The 18,128-nt window shown below is 54.2% G+C and carries 11 protein-coding genes; 4 read left to right on the forward strand and 7 right to left on the reverse strand.

Translation table 11 applies throughout. The annotated features are described in order from the left end of the window. Positions 1-34: 34 nt before the first annotated feature. Positions 35-2,761 (reverse strand): TonB-dependent receptor plug domain-containing protein, encoded by a 2,727-nt coding sequence (locus tag IE092_RS16445; protein ID WP_189358392.1) that lies wholly within the window; start codon positions 2,759-2,761, stop codon positions 35-37. A 317-nt stretch (positions 2,762-3,078) separates the two neighbouring features. Here IE092_RS16445 and ybaK point away from each other — a divergent pair, with 317 nt between their 5' ends. Next, entirely contained in the window at positions 3,079-3,567 is a 489-nt protein-coding gene (gene ybaK / locus IE092_RS16450) for a Cys-tRNA(Pro) deacylase (RefSeq protein ID WP_189358394.1), read from the forward strand. A 127-nt stretch (positions 3,568-3,694) separates the two neighbouring features. Next, on the forward strand, positions 3,695-4,303 hold the full coding sequence (gene plsY, locus IE092_RS16455) for a glycerol-3-phosphate 1-O-acyltransferase PlsY (protein WP_189358396.1): 609 nt from the start codon (positions 3,695-3,697) through the stop codon (positions 4,301-4,303). 301 nt (positions 4,304-4,604) lie between these two features. Here the strand turns inward: plsY and tsaD are convergent, their stop codons facing one another. The 3 genes from tsaD to IE092_RS16470 form a co-directional block, all read right to left on the reverse strand. After that, positions 4,605-5,639, reverse strand: a complete 1,035-nt coding sequence (gene tsaD, locus IE092_RS16460; RefSeq protein WP_189358398.1) for a tRNA (adenosine(37)-N6)-threonylcarbamoyltransferase complex transferase subunit TsaD — start codon at positions 5,637-5,639, stop codon at positions 4,605-4,607. Positions 5,640-5,805: 166 nt separating this feature from the next. Further along, positions 5,806-9,171: a PAS domain S-box protein gene (locus tag IE092_RS16465; RefSeq protein WP_189358400.1), complete on the reverse strand. Its 3,366-nt coding sequence runs from the start codon at positions 9,169-9,171 to the stop codon at positions 5,806-5,808. A 135-nt stretch (positions 9,172-9,306) separates the two neighbouring features. Next, positions 9,307-10,728 (reverse strand): aminotransferase-like domain-containing protein, encoded by a 1,422-nt coding sequence (locus IE092_RS16470; protein ID WP_189358402.1) that lies wholly within the window; start codon positions 10,726-10,728, stop codon positions 9,307-9,309. Positions 10,729-10,901: 173 nt separating this feature from the next. Between IE092_RS16470 and aptA the strand changes: the two genes are divergently transcribed. Further along, complete coding sequence (gene aptA, locus IE092_RS16475; RefSeq protein WP_229793223.1) at positions 10,902-12,215, forward strand: omega-aminotransferase AptA; 1,314 nt, start codon at positions 10,902-10,904, stop codon at positions 12,213-12,215. Between the two features lie 112 nt (positions 12,216-12,327). Here the strand turns inward: aptA and IE092_RS16480 are convergent, their stop codons facing one another. Continuing rightward, positions 12,328-14,394 (reverse strand): M13 family metallopeptidase, encoded by a 2,067-nt coding sequence (locus IE092_RS16480; RefSeq protein ID WP_189358404.1) that lies wholly within the window; start codon positions 14,392-14,394, stop codon positions 12,328-12,330. 313 nt (positions 14,395-14,707) lie between these two features. Here IE092_RS16480 and IE092_RS16485 point away from each other — a divergent pair, with 313 nt between their 5' ends. Continuing rightward, complete coding sequence (locus tag IE092_RS16485) at positions 14,708-16,120, forward strand: IgA Peptidase M64 (protein ID WP_189358406.1); 1,413 nt, start codon at positions 14,708-14,710, stop codon at positions 16,118-16,120. Positions 16,121-16,425: 305 nt separating this feature from the next. On the opposite strand, the gene lgt is transcribed toward IE092_RS16485, so the two are convergent. Next, positions 16,426-17,223 carry a prolipoprotein diacylglyceryl transferase gene (lgt, locus tag IE092_RS16490; protein WP_189358408.1) on the reverse strand — a complete coding sequence of 266 codons (798 nt, stop codon included), beginning with the start codon at positions 17,221-17,223 and terminating at the stop codon, positions 16,426-16,428. Continuing rightward, a complete protein-coding gene (locus IE092_RS16495; RefSeq protein WP_189358410.1) occupies positions 17,217-18,122 on the reverse strand; it encodes a LysR family transcriptional regulator in 906 nt (301 codons plus the stop codon). The genes lgt and IE092_RS16495 overlap by 7 nt, the downstream gene beginning before the upstream one ends. Between the last annotated feature and the right edge of the window lie 6 nt (positions 18,123-18,128).

The following is an 18,128-nucleotide window of genomic DNA, read 5'->3' on the forward strand; positions in this document are numbered from 1 at the left end:
ACTGGCTTTTTATTGTCGCTAAACTTACAAGAATTTAGAAACGATAGCTGCCGGAAACATAGACATAACGTCCGCGCGGGTCTCCGAATTCGCGATCGTAACCGATCGACGAGGAAACATCGAATGACGGATCACGGTTAAACAGATTATTAACACCAACGCGCAAAGTGGTATTTTTGAAACCTGTATAGGTAACGGATGCGTTTACAACTGTGGATGCACCGACCATGAAACCACGCTCGTACATGTCGTAATAGCGGTTAATCGTATCATCCGGATTTCTCGGAACATGATAAGCCGAAGTGTATTTCAGGCTGGTGTTCGTTGCCCAGGCACCTTTTTCCCATGCAACCCCCAGATTGCCGATAAATGAAGGATTGCGATACTGTCCGCTTTCGCAGCCCATCGTGCCGTGGCAATTAATCAGCGGATCGCCTTCCAGCAAAGAAGTGTCATATTTAACGGTATAAGTTGAATCACCGTAAATGCGGAATTTACCGGCTTCCGGTGTTTTGATCGTGTAACTTGCGTCCAGATCAAAACCGCTGGTGGTGACTTTACTGCGGTTGATAAAACCAACAGTTAATTGCTTCAGACGGCCAACCAATGGACCCATTGCGGTACGTTGTGCCGGAGTGAGCGCATTGTATGCATCCAGATCATCCTGTGATACCGGCAAACGGGTAACATTATTTTTGTATGCACCGTCTTCGCCGGCCAGGACGATATCGTTATCGAGCGAGTCGATACGGTTCGTCCATCGGATATTCCAGTAAGTCAGACCCAAACTCAGATTCTGGGTCGGTTCAAAAATAAAGCCGAGATTGAACTGTGATGATTTTTCCGGTTGCAGGTCTTTTGTACCGGACACCAGCGACAGAACGCTGCCACTGCAAGACTGTTCAAAGTAGACGTTGCCGGTCAGGCAGCGTTTCGGATCGCGGGTCATACCAAAACCACCGCGACCTTCACTGAAACGCTGAGACAACGATGGTGCGCGGAATCCGGTACTGTAGCTGGTACGAACCATCAGCTGATCCATTGCTTTCCAGCGTATGCCCAGCTTAGGGTTCGTCGTGCTGCCAGCATACTGGTAATTGTCATAGCGTACTGCAGCCTGGACTTCGAGTGATTTCAGTAATGGCAGGCTGACTTCACCAAACAGTGCTTTCAGGTTTTCTGAGCCATTAATGCCACGCAGAATGGTGTAGTTCGCGATTTCACCATTTTGCCATGCAGAGGACGGGGTATAGCTGATCGATTCACGTTTCGCTTCTGTTCCCAGCGCCAGTCCGATCGCACCGCCCGGCAGCTTGCTCAGTTCGGTGGAAGCCAGCAGTTTTACAAAGTCTGTTTTGGCTTTGGTTTTGACAAACTGATCCGCAGTCAGCTCATTGATGATCTGCGCAGAGTTATTGTTGCCGCCAAAAGGATTGAATTTGCCGGTATTCAGATAATCCTGCATTTTGTCGTGCATATAAGAACCCAGCACGCGGATATCACCGCGCTCTTCGCTGTGCCCTGCGCTGAATGACAGTTCCCAGTCTTTCAGAGTCGTTTTTGCTCCTGCCACCATCCAGACAGAGTTCACATCAGACTTTGCACCACCCTCAGCGGCAGGGAACAGGCGACGAATGACAACCGGAACTCCGTAGGTATTGAATGGATTGTTGGCTGCGACACGCATTGCCCCTGAACGGTCTGCATTTTGGATCCACGAAGGTGGCGCAGTCATTTTGGTGTCGTAGTGATTCATGAACAACTGTGCGAACAGTGAGGTGTTTTCACTGACGTCGTAATTCAGTACCGATGTCAGGCTGTAGCGATTCATCGGGGAGCGCAAGTCTATGCCTTCGGCCGTTGAGTACATACAGGCATTGCGGTTTGGTGCGGCAAACCACTCAGGTGCATCGGGATATGGTTTTGTGTGTGCGGCATCGCATGCCGGATCGGGCATACGTTGCGAACCTCCCAAGGATAAGGTGCCCGGATCAGTCCCTTTTGCGCCATATACTGAACCCTGGTACAGACCGCCCATGGAAGTGAAGTCGGTTTTATTGGCCCAGTCACGGTCTTTGCCGCGGATAGCCTGCGTTTTTTCAGCGGACAGTGCATAAGTCAGGTTGAAGTTATCCTGACCGCGGTCACCGAAACCGCCGGAAACAGAGGCTTTACCTACGCCGCCGTCATTCCAGGTCGTTCTGCCGATACTTGCATCAACGGTGACACCGGTCGATGACTGTTTGGTAATGAAGTTAATCACGCCGCCGACTGCATCAGTGCCGTAAATCGCTGAAGCACCGTCTTTTAACACTTCAACGCGTTCAATCGCGGCCAGTGGCAGGGTATTCAGGTCAACTGATGTACCGCCGGAATAGCCGTCAGAACCGGACATCGGCAAACGGTAACCGTTCAGCAGTACCAAAGTTGGTAAGCCACGCAGGCTGGCTTCGGTTGCACCATTACGGAATGAATTTGATCCTGCGTACTCTCCGCCGTTATTGCCAATTGCTGCCAGATCACGCATCAGATCCATGACTGAGGTAGCACCCGAGCGGGCGATTTGCTCTTTGGTGATGGTCGTTACCGGTGAAACGCCTTCTTTATCGAGGCGTTTAATATTGGAACCGGTAATTTCAACACGCTGCACCTTTGGTTCGGCGGTACTTTTTTCCTGCGCAACAGCGGGCAGAATCGCAACGCCCGCCAGACTGGCCAGTGCCATGCGAACCAAAGCAACACTAGTTTTTGTTGTGAACATACATACTCCTGAAGTGTCCGGTAAGACCGGATATTGAGCGAGGGAAGGTTGCGCCTTCTCTCTGAAGAAAAAAGGTTGGCTATTGCAAATAAGAAATTATAGCAATGAAATATGCTGTAAATATATTTAAAGGCAGTGCATTAAATCAGTTTTCTTGGAATTTCTTTTAGCTATTGCAAAAATTTTGAAAAATATGAGTTTTGGTGAATATTAAACAGTGGCGTTGATGTCAAAACACTACAATGACAAGGATATGATTCGGGCCGCCACCGTATCGTAAAATGGCAAACTCAACATAAGTGCAACAGGAGCAGGCATTGGCCAAGAAAGAACACGTATCAGAGACACCGGCAACCCAGTGGCTGAAGCAGCGCAAGGTTGCGTTTGGTGAGCATCCTTATCCGTATGAAGAGCACGGCGGCACTGCGGTGTCATCGCGTGAACTGGGTGTGGACGAGCATGTGGTGATTAAAACGCTGGTGATGCAGGATGAAAAAGCGCAGCCGCTGATTGTGCTGATGCACGGCGATAAAAAAGTATCGACCAAAAATCTGGCACGTCAGGCCGGTTGTAAATCGGTAGAGCCGTGCAAGCCGGAAGTGGCGCAACGCCATTCCGGTTATCTGGTGGGCGGCACATCGCCGTTCGGTACACGTAAAGCGATGCCGGTGTATGTGGAACGTTCGGTGCTGGCGCTGGAGCGGATTTATATCAATGGCGGCCGCCGCGGTTTTCTGGTGTCGATTGATCCGTCACAGTTACCATCTTTATTGCCGGTTACAGCAGTGGATGTGGCAATCGATTAAGCATCGCGGCAACACCACAGGCTTACCACACCGGCAGTAGGGAAATCCGGTCTGCTTCCGGTAAAATAGCGTTTTTATCTCATTTTGAAGGGAGAATCTGCGTGATTCCCCGATTTTCAGGAAGTTTATGAATACTCTGATTGCGGTTGTACTGGCGTATCTGTTGGGTTCGGTATCGTTTGCGGTAGTGGTCAGTAAGCTGATGGGCTTGTCCGATCCGCGCACCTATGGCTCCAAAAATCCCGGCGCGACCAATGTGTTGCGTAGCGGCAATAAGGCGGCGGCCATTCTGACTTTACTGGGCGATGCGGTCAAAGGTTGGCTGGCGGTATGGCTGGCGCAGCGTTACGCCCATGCCGCTGATTTGTCGGAAGCCGGTATCGCGCTGGTCGGGCTGGCGGCATTTATCGGCCATTTGTGGCCCGTATTTTTCCGCTTTATCGGCGGTAAAGGTGTCGCTACCGCTGCCGGTGTGCTGATCGGGATTCGCTGGGAACTGGGGCTGGGCGTGCTGGCAGTCTGGCTGCTGGTGGCGTTTGCCACCCGTTACTCCTCGCTGGCCGCACTGATCGCCGCAGCTTCTGCGCCGATGATCTACGGCATGGTGTTTGGTTCTGATGCCGTATTGCTGGCGATTTTCATCATGAGCGGCTTACTGATTTACCGTCACCATCAGAATATTGCGAATCTGATGAGTGGCAAGGAAAGCAAAATCGGCAGTAAGAAAAAAGCCTGACGCTAACCCTGTCAGCTGAAGAAAACGAAACGCGCTGTGTTACTGAACAGCGCGTTTTTTTATGGCTGCAGCATCTGCAAAGTGGTGAGTGATTGTGCAGAACTCCGCATCAGGCATTTCCGGAGAGCCGGACTTTCTGCCGACGACCGACGGATCGCTGTGCGAAAGTCCGCATTTGGGCTGTTTCCGGGGCTCTTCAGGCACCCGGAAGCTTGCCGGGGCGTTCTCTTGCTATTCGCAGACAGCAAGTGGGCGACTATCTGCGTACTGAGGAAGGGCAGGCGGCGGAGCAGCGCAGGGATCAGCCCTGCGCGGTATTCAGACCTTGTAAAGCCCAGCGCGGATTGACGTTGAAGCCGTATTCACTGCGCGCGAGTGTGGGATCGGACTGCAGGCGCATCGCACCGGCAAACGCAATCATCGCGCCGTTATCGGTACAGAATTCCAGCTCCGGATAAAACACCTGATATTTGCGTCGGGCGGCCGCCGTGTTCAGCGCATTGCGCAGCTGGCGGTTAGCACCGACACCACCGGCAATCACCAGACGCTGCAGGCCGGTTTCTTTCAGCGCTTTCATGCATTTATGCACCAGCACTTCCACAATCGCATCGACAAAGCCGCGTGCGATATCGGCTTTGACGGTATCGGATAAAGGTTCAGGCTGGGCTTTGACTGCGGTCAGCACGGCGGTTTTCAGGCCGGAAAAACTGAACTGGAAATCTTTGGAATGCATCATCGGACGCGGAAACTGGAAGCTGTCCGGATTACCCTGTTCCGCCAGTTGTGAAATTGCCGGACCACCCGGATACGGCAAGCCCAGCAGTTTGGCGGATTTGTCGAACGCTTCGCCGGCCGCATCATCCAGCGTTTCGCCGAGCAGCGTGTACTGACCGACGCCATCAACCCGCATCAGCTGGGTATGACCGCCGGATACCAGCAAGGCCACAAACGGGAAAGACGGCGGATTGCTCGCCAGCAGCGGCGAAAGTAAATGGCCTTCCAGATGGTGAACGCCGATCACCGGTTTGTTCAGCGCCATCGCCAGACCGTTGGCAAACGATGCGCCAACCAGCAAAGCGCCGGCCAGACCCGGCCCTTGTGTAAAAGCAATCGCATCAATCGCTTCACGCTGTACACCGGATTCCGCAAACACTTGCTCCAGTAAGGGCAGAGTGCGGCGAATGTGATCGCGCGATGCCAGTTCCGGCACCACGCCACCGTACTCCTGATGCATGGCGATTTGTGAATGCAGGGCATGCGCCAGCAAACCCTTTTGGGTGTCATAAAGAGCAAGACCTGTCTCATCACAAGAGGATTCAACGCCGAGTACGATCATGGTGGTCGGATTCCTGAAAAAGCTGTTGCGATTGCGTGTGCAATCTGTGCAGGGTGAACATCGAAAATGGAAAGCGCAGTGTCAGCAATACAGCCTGACAGCATGTGCGCCGCGCGTGCCGGAGTGGCAACTGCCTGTCTGTGCCATCGTCAGCGCGAACCCGGCATTATACCTGCTCAGCGGGCAGCGGGCTGCACGGCAGCTCCACGTAAAAGCAGGTACCTTGTCCCGGTTCAGAGTCAAAGCCGATTTGTCCGCCCATGCGTTCCACCAGTTCGCGGGTAATCGCCAGCCCCAGCCCGGTTCCGCCGCGTTCACGGGTATCGGAAGAATCCGCCTGCGCGAATTTCTGGAAAATGCGCGGACGGAATTCCGGCGGAATGCCGCTGCCCTGATCGCAGACTTCCACCCGCACCCGTTCGCCCGCCATGCTGGCCCGTACCGAAACGGTTTCGCCGGACGGCGAATATTTCACAGCATTGGACAATAAATTCGACAGCACCTGCATAAAGCGCAGGTTATCCACTTCTACACTGACTGCAGGTACATCACCCTGTAATGCCAGCCGGACAGCGCGTCTTGCGCCGAAGGTCTGATTGCTGTCGATTCCCTGTTGCAGCAGTGGTTCCAGCGCCAGTGTCTGTATATGCAGTGCCAGCTGACCTGCAGACAATTTTTCCATATCCAGCAAATCATTGATCAGGCTGGTCAGGCGCTGACTGTTTTGTGCCGCGATATTCAGCAGCGGTGCCAGCGATGGCGGTAAGTCACCGGTAGCGCCGCCGAGTATCAGACTCAGCGCGCCGGAGATCGAAGTCAGCGGCGTGCGTAATTCATGGCTGACCGTAGAAATAAATTCCGACTTAATGTTTTCCAGACGTTTGCGCTCGGTGATGTCGCGCAGCAGGGCAATGTATAAAGGTTTGCTCTGGCGACGCACCACCGACACCGACACATCCACCGTGATGACATGGCCGTCCTGACAACGCGCTTCCAGTTCACGCGGTGCGGCTGGCAAATTCCCCGGCAACATGGCGCGGATTTCTGACAGCACATTCCATTGTTCATCCTGATTCGCAAACAGGCAGCGCACATGCTGACCGATTAAATCTTCTTTCTCGTAACCGAACAGGCGGGCTGCAGCCGGATTGATCGCATCCAGCAAACCCTGATGGCTGATGGTGACGATGCCTTCCGACACATTATCCAGAATCGCCTGAATATGGGCGGCATGTTCCTGCAGCGTTTGCGCCTGTTCTTTTTGTGCGGTGATATCCTGTACGATGCCGTAGACACTGGATAATTGCTGATCTTTTAACTGAGGAACAGCAATCACCCGTACCCAGCGCAGATTCAGCAGCGGCGTGATTAATTTAAATTCCTGATCAAATCCTATGCCTTCATGCACGGCGCTGTTGAGTAAGCCTGCCAGCCGGTCTCGGTGTTTTCCGGCTTTGTAAAATGCCAGTACCTGTTCTGCTGAGCTGACTTCCTTGTCACCCGCCTCATGGATTTCACGTGTCACGCGGCTCCAGAAGAACTGGCCGCTGCCGATGTCGTATTCCCAAGTACCGATTCTTGCGGCGGCATTCGACTGTTCCAGCAGGGCATAGGCATGTGCCAGTTTTTCTTCTGCCAGCCTTTCCTGCGTGATGTCCTGATGACTGCCGGACATGACCAGCGGATTGCCGTCATTGTCCCAACTGACGACGCAGCCACGGTCGCGTATCCAGACCCAGTGGCCGTTTTTGTGGCGCAGCCGGGTGACCAGATCAAAAAACGGGATTTCGCCGCGGAAGTGCCGCTCCACCATCGCCGTGACTGCGGGTTTATCGTCGGGATGCAGAATATCCAGCCAGGTAGCGGCAGATGTCGGCTGCAATTCTTCCAGCGTGTAACCCAGCATTTGCGCCCAGCGTTCGTTAAACACGGTATTACCGGTTGGGATATGGCATTCCCAGGTGCCGATCTGCGTACCTTCAATGATATTCGCCAGCCGGCGTTCACTTTCCTGATGCTGCTTGCGGTAGCGCCACGCAGACACCAGTTGCCCGATCGCGATCAGCACCGGATGCAGGATTTCCGCATTGCCGGCTTCATAGCCACCGGCCCGGTTTCCCAGACCAACCACTGCCAGCATTTGTCCCTGATGATGCACAGGCAAGCCCATAAACGCTTTCAGCGGTGGATGACCTTCCGGTGTGCCGCCGGAACGCGGATCCTGTGCCGGATCATTCGAAATCACGATTTCCCGCGATGTCATGACTTTGCCGAACAGCGAATTCAGATTGCGGAATTCGATGCCCTTGGTTTTACTTAAACGATAATGTTCGTGGCTGTGCTGATCCCAGGCGATGTTGGTCACCGCAAACAATTTCAGATACGGCTGACCGTGTTCGTACAGCACTTCGCCGATAAAACCGAATTCACTGTCGGTCAGTTGCGTCACGCGGTCCAGCAGTAATTCAAAACCGGGATTTAAATCGTCGCCGCTGATGAAATAACTCTGCGCTTTTGCAATCGCTTCATTAATTTGCTGCTGCTGATGCAGCGAACGGTCCAGTTCCAGCCGGCGCAGGGTTGCGCTGATCCAGTCGGAAAGAATCGTGATGAATTCAATTTCTGGATCTGTGAAAGCTTGCTGCCGTGGCTGACGCGATGAAAATCCCAGCGTGCCGTAGCGCACCTGATTCACAAAGACCGGTGCGCCTGCATAGCATTCCTGGCCGAAACGCTGATAGCTGGGATGGCTGGCATACGGGCTGAGCGCCATGTGCTCAATACACAGAACCTGATGGGTATGGTTCAGTAAATCGGAATAGGATGCGCCGCGCGGTACCGGAAACACATTCAGTAAGGGGTCCTGTTCCGGATAGTGCGCGAGTAAATCAATCTGATCGCCCTGAATTCTGGAAATCACGGCGCGCTCCATTTGCAGATACTCGCAACCGAGTGCCAGCATATCGCGCAGCAACATCAGGTTGTCTTCCGATGACAGTGCGGTAATACGGGTCAGCGTCAGTAAAGCACCGTGCTGGCGCTGTGCCAGCATGCCGCGGACTTCGGCTTCCACGCAATCGGCCAGATCGCGTAAACCTGCCAGTTGTTGCTGTGTGGGCTGCATTGCTTCACGCCCGATCACGCACAGCGTACCGATTTTGGCGCCGTTGCGTGCACGCAGCGGTGCGCCGGCATAGAAACGGATATGCGGTTCTCCGGTCACCAGCGGATTATCGGCGAAGCGCTCATCCAGTAAGGCATCGGGAATGCAGAGAATCTGATCGCCCAGAATGGCATGTCCGCAAAAGGAAATATCACGCGGCGTTTCAAGGGCGTCTAATCCCTGGCAGGATTTAAACCACTGGCGGTTACTGTCCACCAGAGACACCAGCGCTACCGGCACCTGAAACAGGGCTTGTGCCAGCCGCGTCAGCCGGTCGAAACGTTCTTCCGGCGGCGTATCCAGCAAGCCACTCTCGTGCAGAGTTTTCAGTCGCAGAGCTTCATTGGCAGGGATAGCCGGAACGCGCATAGTGCTGAGTCAGGAGTATCGGAGAATGCCAGCAGGATAGCATATGCGATCAGGTTTTCTGCATACTCTCCGGCGCAGCGGCGATGCGTTGTGTGCCATCAGAAAATATGGCGCTGGCTGATCAGCGCCTTAATTTCAGAGCGATTGCAGCAACTGGCGGAAAAACTGAAACAGCCGCGCATCATTGGCGTGTGCCACATTAAACCGCCACCAGCATGCATGGCTGGTACCGGTTTCGAAAAAGGCAGATGGTGCCAGCAATATGCCGTCGCCACGGGCACGGTCAGCGACTTCGCGCGCATCCAGCCTGCTGTCGGGCAAACCGGCACTCAGAAACATGCCACCCTCCGGTTTGGCCAGTAACTGCAATCCCATTGTGGCAAATTGTTCCTGCACTTCCTGCTGCGCCAGATCCAGATGACGGCGCAGACGTTCCAGCATGCGCCGGTACTGGCCGGACTGAATCGCATGTAACACCGCGCGCTCATTGATTTCAGATGTCGTCAGGCCGCTCAGCATTTTCATTTGCAGCAGTTGCGGCATCAGGTCTCCCGGTACGCAGACGGAACCTACCCGCAGACTCGGTGACAGGGTTTTTGAGTAGCTGCCGATACGGAAAACCCGTTGTAAGCCGTCCAGCGCTGCCAGCGACGGTGCATTGCGCACACTCAGTTCGCGGTAGATATCATCTTCCACCAGATAAAACTGATGCTGTTCTGCCAGTGCCAGCAAGCGGTGCGCCTGCGGCTGGCTGAGACTGGTGCCGATAGGATTCTGAAGTACTGTGTTAACAAACATCAGGCGCGGCTTGTGTTCTGCCGCCAGACTTTGCAATGCTTGCAGATCCAGCCCGTCTGCCGTGCGCGGAATGCCGATCAGCTGGCAACCGTGGGCACGAACCAGCGCCATCAGATTGCTGTAGCCCGGCGTTTCTATCATGACCGTATCGCCCGGTTTGCACTGGCAGCGCAGAATCAGATCAAATGCATGGGTTGCACCGTGGGTCAGCAAAATCTGATCAGCCGACACCGTGAACAAATCCTGCGACAGCGTTTGTGCCAGATGCTGGCGCAGTGCCGGAAATCCGGCCGGATGGCCGTAACCACGCAGTCGCTGCGCCGGAATCCGCATCGCTTGCCGTACCGCATCGGGCAGGGTATCGGCGCCATACCATTCCGGTGGCAGCCAGCCGGAACCGGTCAGTAGCGAGGCGCTGACGCCGCTGTACCAGTCCGGACTCAGCGCATCAAACGCCGGCTCGCGTACGCTGGCCTGCAGATCGGTCGCAGCACGTTTCTTTACAAAATAACCCGCACCGCGCCGCGCTTCGGTCAGTCCCAGATTAATCAGTCTTTCGTAGGCTTCCACCACCGTGAACGTACTGACCTGATATTGCGCAGCAAATTGCCTGACCGACAGCAGACGCGCCCCCGGCTTCAGTAAGCGGTTTTGAATCTGCTGTTGTATCGCTTGCACAATCTGATCGACCAGACTGATATCGCTGTGGCGTTGCAGCGTCAGTTCGGGAATGCCGGGCAGGGGAGACTGAACATTCATGGCAGTGGAAAATACGTGAAGACCATCACAATATAAACTGTACTGGTCGGCTTGTCTGCACAGTTGTTGGCAGTACAGTGCAGTGTATATGTGGATCACTGGCAGCGGCGGTTAGCATAGACCGGATACAGGTATGCAAACGCAACGCCGCCAACCGGGTTAAAGGAGAGACTATGCCGACTTCAGCGCAAATGCAGGCTTACTGGATGCCATTCACGGCAAACCGCGATTACAAACAGGCACCCCGCATCGTGGCATCGGCCAAAGGCATGTATTACTACGATGAGCAGGGACGTGCGATTCTGGACGGTACTGCCGGCTTGTGGTGTGTTCCCGCCGGACACTCGCATCCGAAAATTGTGGAAGCGGTGCAACAGGCAATCGCCACGCTGGATTACGCGCCAGCGTTTCAGATGGGACATCCGGCTGCTTTTGAATTTGCAGAACAACTGATTGAGTACAGTGGTCACAAATTCGGGCAAGTGTTTTACACCAACTCCGGTTCCGAAGCTGTGGATACGGCGATGAAAATGGTGCTGGCGTATCACCGTGCGCGCGGCGAAGCGCAGCGTACCCGTTTCATCGGTCGTGAGCGCGCTTACCACGGTGTCGGTTTCGGCGGAATGTCGGTCGGCGGCTTACCGGCCAACCGTAAACAATTCGGCCCTTTGCTGCAGGGCGTGGATTATCTGCGTCACACTGCCTTGCCGGAAAACCGTTTCAGCAAAGGCTTACCGCAACACGGCGCGGAACTGGCGGACGATCTGGAACGCCTGATTCAGCTGCACGATGTGTCGACGATTGCCGCCGTGATTGTGGAACCGGTTTCCGGTTCCGCCGGCGTGATACTGCCACCCGCCGGTTATCTGCAGCGATTGCGCCAGTTGTGTGATCAGCACGGCATCTTATTAATTTTTGACGAGGTGATTACCGGATTCGGACGATTAACCACACCATTTGCCAGTGACTATTTCGGGGTAACGCCGGATCTGATGACCACCGCCAAAGGCTTAACCAATGGCGTGGTGCCGATGGGTGCTGTGTTCAGTCATCCGAAAATCTATCAGACGCTGGCAGACAGCCCTGCAGGCATAGAATTTTTCCACGGCTATACCTATTCCGGCCACCCGCTGGCCTGCGCCGCCGGTCTGGCGACACTGCGGGTATTTAAAGAAGAAGGTATTCTGCACCACGCAGCGGGTATGGCGGCTTACTGGGAGACAGCGCTGCATTCGCTGAAAGGATTGCCGCATGTGGCGGATATCCGCAATCTGGGACTGATCGGCGCGATTGAACTGGAAACGGTGCCGGGCAAGCCGGGAGCGCGGGCGATGGCTGTCTACAAAAAAGCCTTTGCGGAAGGCGTGCTTATCCGCACGACCGGTGACATCATTGCCTTGTCGCCACCGCTGATTCTGGACAAATCGCATATTGATGTCTTGTTCGCCAAGCTGCACGATATTCTGGCGCATCCGGAAGCATTCTGAACGGGCATAAAAAAACTGCCGGTCGCTGACAGCGCCGGCAGTTTTTCTTTTTTGCGTTTCCTGCAGATCCCGCCTGCATGTAAGAACAGACCGGCGGGATCGCCGTAACGGCTTACCAGATCTTGATGCGTTTTTCCGGTGCCACAAACATTTTGTCGCTTTCTTTGACGCCGAACGCATCGTAGAAGCCCTGAATGTTGGTCAGTGGCGCATTGCCGCGTACTGCTGCCGGAGAGTGCGGATCGGTTGCCAGCAGACGGATCGTTTCTTTGTCCCGTGCTTTACCGCGCCATACCTGCGCCCAGCCGATAAACACACGCTGTTCACCGCTGAAACCGTCGATGGTGGTGGATGGTTTTCCACCCAGCGACAATTTATACGCTTTATACGCAATCGACAAACCACTGTTGTCAGCAATGTTTTCACCCAGTGTCAGCTTGCCGTTAACATTGTAGCCAGGCAGCGGGCTGTAGCCTTCGTACTGTGCAACCAGCGCAGAAGTCAGGCGACCAAAGTTTTCTTTATCTTTGGCAGTCCACCAGTCACGCAGATTGCCGTCGCCGTCAGACTGGCTGCCGGAATCATCGAAACCGTGGCTGATTTCATGGCCGATGACCGCGCCGATACCACCGTAGTTGACTGCGTCGTCCGCATCCGGATTGAAGAACGGTGCCTGCAGAATGGCTGCTGGGAACACGATTTCATTCATGCGCGAGTTGTAATACGCATTCACGGTTTGCGGGCTCATGCCCCATTCTTTACGATCAATCGGCTTGCCGAGTTTTGCCAGCTGACGCTGATAACCGGCTTCACGACCACGCAGTACGTTGCCGATCAGGTCGCCTTTTTTGATCTCCAGTTTGCTGTAGTCACGCCAGACTTCCGGATAGCCGATTTTTGGTGTGAATTTAGACAGCTTGGTCAGCGCTTCTTTTTTGGTTTCCGGGCTCATCCAGTCCAGCGTCTCAATACTTTCTTTATACGCTGTAATCAGGTTGCCAACCAGTTTTTCCATACGGGCTTTGTATTCCGGCGGGAAGTGTTTTTCCACGTACAGTTTGCCAACCGCTTCCGACAGGCTTTCTTCCACACGGCCTACACCACGTTTCCAGCGTGGCTGATTTTCCGGTACGCCGCGCAGTTTCGCGCCGTAGAACTGGAAGTCCTCATCCACAAATCGTTTGGACAGCAGCGGTGCATATGCACTCAGAACGCGCCATTCCAGATAGGATTTCAGCGTTTCTTCCGGTGTGGCGGCAATCACGCCGGACAATTTTGTCAGGAAGTCCGGCTGACGGATGATCACGTAATCGACTTTATTGCCAACGCCGTTTTCGGTGAAAAACGCTTTCCAGTCAAAGCCAGGCATGACTTCTGCCAGTTTGCTCATCTCGGTTTTGTTATACGTTTTTACCGGATTACGGTTGGCGACCTTATCCCACTGCACGCGGGCGATTTCGGTTTCCAGTGCAAAGATTGCTTGAGCGTGTTCTGCCGCTTTTTTATCGCCGCGCATGGTCAGCATATTGGTGATATGGCTGACATAGGCGTCGCGTGAATCTTTGTATTTATCGTCCAGATAGTAATCACGGTCCGGCAGACCCAGACCGCCCTGACTCAGGTACACCGCGTATTTGGTGGAATCTTTACCATCCTGACCAATCCCCATCTGTACCGGCAGGCCGACACCCAGTTTCGCCAGATTTGCCATCAGGCCAGCCAGATGCTGTTTGTCTTTCAGGGCTTCGATTTTTTTGAAGACGGGCAGCAAAGGCTGAATGTCTTTTTTCTCAATCGTCGCTTCATCCATGAAGCTGTTGTACAGATCAGCGATCTTCTGTTCGTTGCTGCCTGCTTTTAAGTGCTTTTCCTTCGCCAGGCCTTCAATGATTTCAAATGAACGCTTTTCAGACAGATCACGCAATTCATCAAACGAGCCGAAGCGCGAACGGTCGGCCGGAATTTCAGCGCTGTTCAGCCATTTGCCGGAAACAAAGCGGTAAAAATCATCCTGCGGACGCACGCTCTGATCGATCCATTGCAGATCAACGCCGGATTTCTGAGAAGTGGCAGCCGTGGAAGCAGCAGCGGGAGTTTTAGTCGCAGGTGCTGCGATACTTGCTTGTGTCATGCTGCCAAATGCCGCCAGCAGCGCAAGTGCAATCATAGAATGACGCATAAGATTTCCTCGTTCAGATCAGTTGTTGGATGGAATGCGGTTGTTTTTCTCTTCGACGTTGCATATCCGCATCACGCAGACTTGGACGATGAAAGCCTATGAAAGTTCATGTAAGGCGGTAAAAAACGAATTTTCGTTTGCGGTATGGAAATACTGTGGCATCAGTATCGAAAAAATCTTATCAAAAAAGATATTTTGCAAAATTCAGTGGCCTGCAAAACCCGTGATGACGATGCAGAGAGCGGCATACTGTCGGGGATGGCGCGATTACAATGCTCAGACTGAATCTCAATGCGTATCAAGGACAGAAATCATGATCAAAATTACAGGACGCCGTATAGTCGCTGCCATGCTGGCTGCGCTGGGCATGTGCAGTGGTCTGGCGATGGCTGCCAGCGCTACGGTCAGGCTGGATTACCAGCACGGCGGCAATGCCAAATCCGAACACTATGCAATGGAGCGCGTGGTGATTGAGCCTTTGCCATGGCCGGGCAATCCGAAAAAAGCGATTGATGACACGGATCGCGGCAATAATAAGTTTGAAGTGCGCGACGCTGCCACCGGAGCCTTGCTGTATTCGCGCGGTTTTTCAACCGTCTTTGCAGAATGGCAGAGTACCGATGAAGCGGCGCAGTTAGACCGCAGCTTTCAGGAAAGCCTGCGTTTTCCAAAGCCGGAAAAACCGGTCAAAGTCAGCGTGCTGAAACGTGATGCGGAAAACCGTTTTGTACCGGTCTGGAGTGTGCAGGTCGATACCGATGCGCAGGGCGTAATCCGCAAGCAGCCGGATAGCGGTCTGAAACCGATCAAAGTGCATTATTCCGGGCCTTCCGAAGAGAAGGTGGATTTGCTGATTCTGGGCGATGGTTACACTGCCGCAGAAATGCAAAAATTTGAAGCGGATGCAAAACGCCTGACGGAACACTTATTCTCGGTAGCGCCGTTTAAACAACGTGCGAATGATTTCAACGTGTGGGCGCTGGCGGTGCCGACACCGGAATCCGGTATTTCGCGCCCATCCACCGGCGTGTATCACGCTTCGGCGCTGGGCAGCAGCTACGATATTTTCGGCAGCGAACGTTATGTGCTGACGCTGGATAATGCGGCGCTGCGTGGCATTGCGCAGAATGCACCGTATGAGTTTATTGAGATTCTGGTCAATAATAAAACCTATGGCGGCGGCGGTATTTTCGGACAATTCAGTACCGCAGCAGCTGGCAGCGACTGGTCGAATTATCTGTTTGTGCATGAGTTCGGCCATCACTTCGCTGGTTTGGCCGACGAGTATTACACCTCACCGGTGGCTTATCAGAGCACAGGCGAATTCAAAGAGCCGTGGGAACCGAATGCGACGGCGCTGAAAGATCCGTCCAGACTGAAATGGAAAAAGTATGTGAATGCGTCCACGCCACTGCCAACGCCTTGGCCTAAGCAAGTGTACGACGATGCATCCCGTGCTTATCAGAAGAAACGCGCAGAGCTGCGTGCGCAGAATCGCCCCGAATCTGAAATGAATGAACTGTTCACGAAAGATCTGGCGCGCTCTACGGCCTTACTGAACAGCGCCAAACATCGCCATGATGTCGGTGCGTTTGAAGGTGCGAACTATGAATCCACCGGTTACTTCCGTCCCGAAATGCAGTGCATTATGTTCGACCGCAGCGAGAAGTTCTGCCACGTCTGCCACGATGCAATCATCAACATCATCGATTTGTATTCGCGCTGATTGTTGTCATTTGCACTCACAGAAAACCGCCTTCGTCACCGGAGGCGGTTTTTTTTACGTCGTTCGCTATAACGGGATGAGTCGGGTCTGAGCCGGCTGGCTGGCCAGTCCGGGAGCCGTTTTCTGGCTGAAAATGCCTTAAATGCGGTGTTCTGCACAGCACCCCGGCGGTCGTCGGCAGAAAGTCCGGGCCTTTGGAATTGGCTGATGACGATCTTTGCACAATGAAGGCGTATGCAGGCCAGCAAAAAGCCCGTTTCCGGTAAAGGAGAACGGGCTTGCAGCGGGTGTTGCTGTGTCGCGGATCAGGCAGATTTCGCTGAGCGGTAAGACCAGATCAGTAAGCCGCCGCCAATCAGCACCATCGGCACCGACAACATCTGACCGGCAGAAATGCTGATGCCGGCGAAATCGACCATGTAGTCCGGTGTACGGAAATATTCGGTCAGGAAGCGGGCGCAGCCGTACAGCAGGGCGTACAGCGATGCCACCGCCAGTCGCGGACGCGGTTTGCGCGCAAACCACCACAGAATGATAAACACCAGCACCCCATCTACCAGCGCCTGATAAATCGGCGAAGGATGCACCGGTGTTGCCTGTCCCGGCCACATCATTGCCCACGGCAAATCCGCAGACGCCACGCGGCCCGGTAATTCATGGTTGATAAAGTTACCGATACGTCCGGCCGCATACCCCAGCGGTACCAGCGGCGCGATGAAGTCATACACATCGGCCAGATGCATCTTTGCTTTCCGCGCCCACAACGCCATCGCAATCACCACACCGATAAAGCCGCCGTGGAAAGACATGCCGCCTTTCCAGACCATGAAAATTTCCGCAGGGTGGCTCATGTAATAAGAAAACCCGTAGAAAAACACTTCACCAAGACGGCCGCCAAGCACCACGCCGAGCACGCCGTAAAACAGCATGTCGTCGATGTGTTCTGCATTCCAGCCTTTGGCAGCAATGTGTGGCAAACGCAGTCGTAAGCGACCCAGCAGCACGAACTGCGTAAAGGCGACGAGGTACATCAGACCGTACCAGTGCACTGGCCAGTCAAAGATCCGGAAAGCAACCGGATCAGGATTCGGGTGTATCAGCATGAGGAAGACAGTAAAAACGGTAAAAAGTGTTGCAGCGCCGGTGCAGGCATATCCTTGCGCCACGCAACGCCGGTTTCCACCAGCGGTGCGGCAATACGCAGCCGGTGGTAGACAACGCCGGGCCGCTGTAAGTTCGCCACTGCTTGCGGAACCAGTGCCACGCCCATACCGGCAGCTACCAGTCCGATAATGGTTTGCATCTGTATCGCTTCCTGCGCAATCACTGGTGTCAGCCCGTGTTCGCGGTAGAACGAGAGTATGGTGTCATGCAGCGCGGCGGCAATTTTACGCGGAAACAGAATCAGCGGTGCGCCGGCAATGTCCTGCAGACTGACGCCGCCGGCTGGCAAGGTCATACTATCGGGTGCCGCCACGATCAGCGGTTCCGTGCGTACCGTCTGATACGAGATCATGGATTGCAGATGGGCGGGAACCGGCGGAATCAGCAAACCTGCATCAATTTCACCTTCCTGCAGCATACTGAGCTGGCGGTCCGTGGTAGCTTCGTGCAATTCGATGCGGATGCCGGGAAAGGCTTCGCGGTAGGCTTTCAGGGTACGCGGCAGGATGCTGTAGTCCGCAATCGAAATGAATGCGAGCCGCAGCGTACCGGCGGTTCCTGCAACAACCTCCTGCAGCATCGGCGCTAAATTTTCGGCTTGTGCCAGAATGCGGCGCGCTTCCGGCAACAAGGCTTGTCCGGCTTCGGTCAGCGCAATCTGGCGCGTGGTACGGACAAACAGGGCAACACCGAGCGTGGCTTCCAGGTTCTGCACCGATTGCGACAGCGGCGGCTGTGTCATGTTCAGCCTCTGCGCCGCACGGCCGAAATGCAATTCTTCTGCAACCGCAATGAATTGCTTTAACTGCCGCAGCTCGGGGAGATGAGGTTCACGCATAAGGAC

Origin of the sequence: Cognatundibacterium squillarum (assembly GCF_014652435.1) — a bacterium.
GTDB classification, from domain to species: domain Bacteria; phylum Pseudomonadota; class Gammaproteobacteria; order Burkholderiales; family Burkholderiaceae_D; genus Undibacterium; species Undibacterium squillarum.

Coding starts and splice junctions, on each gene's coding strand:
- IE092_RS16495 (WP_189358410.1), bottom strand. CDS start 18,122: ATGCGTGAACCTCATCTCCCCGAGCTGCGGCAGTTAAAGCAATTCATT.
- IE092_RS16445 (WP_189358392.1), bottom strand. CDS start 2,761: ATGTTCACAACAAAAACTAGTGTTGCTTTGGTTCGCATGGCACTGGCC.
- IE092_RS16470 (WP_189358402.1), bottom strand. CDS start 10,728: ATGAATGTTCAGTCTCCCCTGCCCGGCATTCCCGAACTGACGCTGCAA.
- lgt (WP_189358408.1), bottom strand. CDS start 17,223: ATGCTGATACACCCGAATCCTGATCCGGTTGCTTTCCGGATCTTTGAC.
- IE092_RS16485 (WP_189358406.1), top strand. CDS start 14,708: ATGATCAAAATTACAGGACGCCGTATAGTCGCTGCCATGCTGGCTGCG.
- IE092_RS16480 (WP_189358404.1), bottom strand. CDS start 14,394: ATGCGTCATTCTATGATTGCACTTGCGCTGCTGGCGGCATTTGGCAGC.
- IE092_RS16465 (WP_189358400.1), bottom strand. CDS start 9,171: ATGCGCGTTCCGGCTATCCCTGCCAATGAAGCTCTGCGACTGAAAACT.
- tsaD (WP_189358398.1), bottom strand. CDS start 5,639: ATGATCGTACTCGGCGTTGAATCCTCTTGTGATGAGACAGGTCTTGCT.
- aptA (WP_229793223.1), top strand. CDS start 10,902: ATGCCGACTTCAGCGCAAATGCAGGCTTACTGGATGCCATTCACGGCA.
- plsY (WP_189358396.1), top strand. CDS start 3,695: ATGAATACTCTGATTGCGGTTGTACTGGCGTATCTGTTGGGTTCGGTA.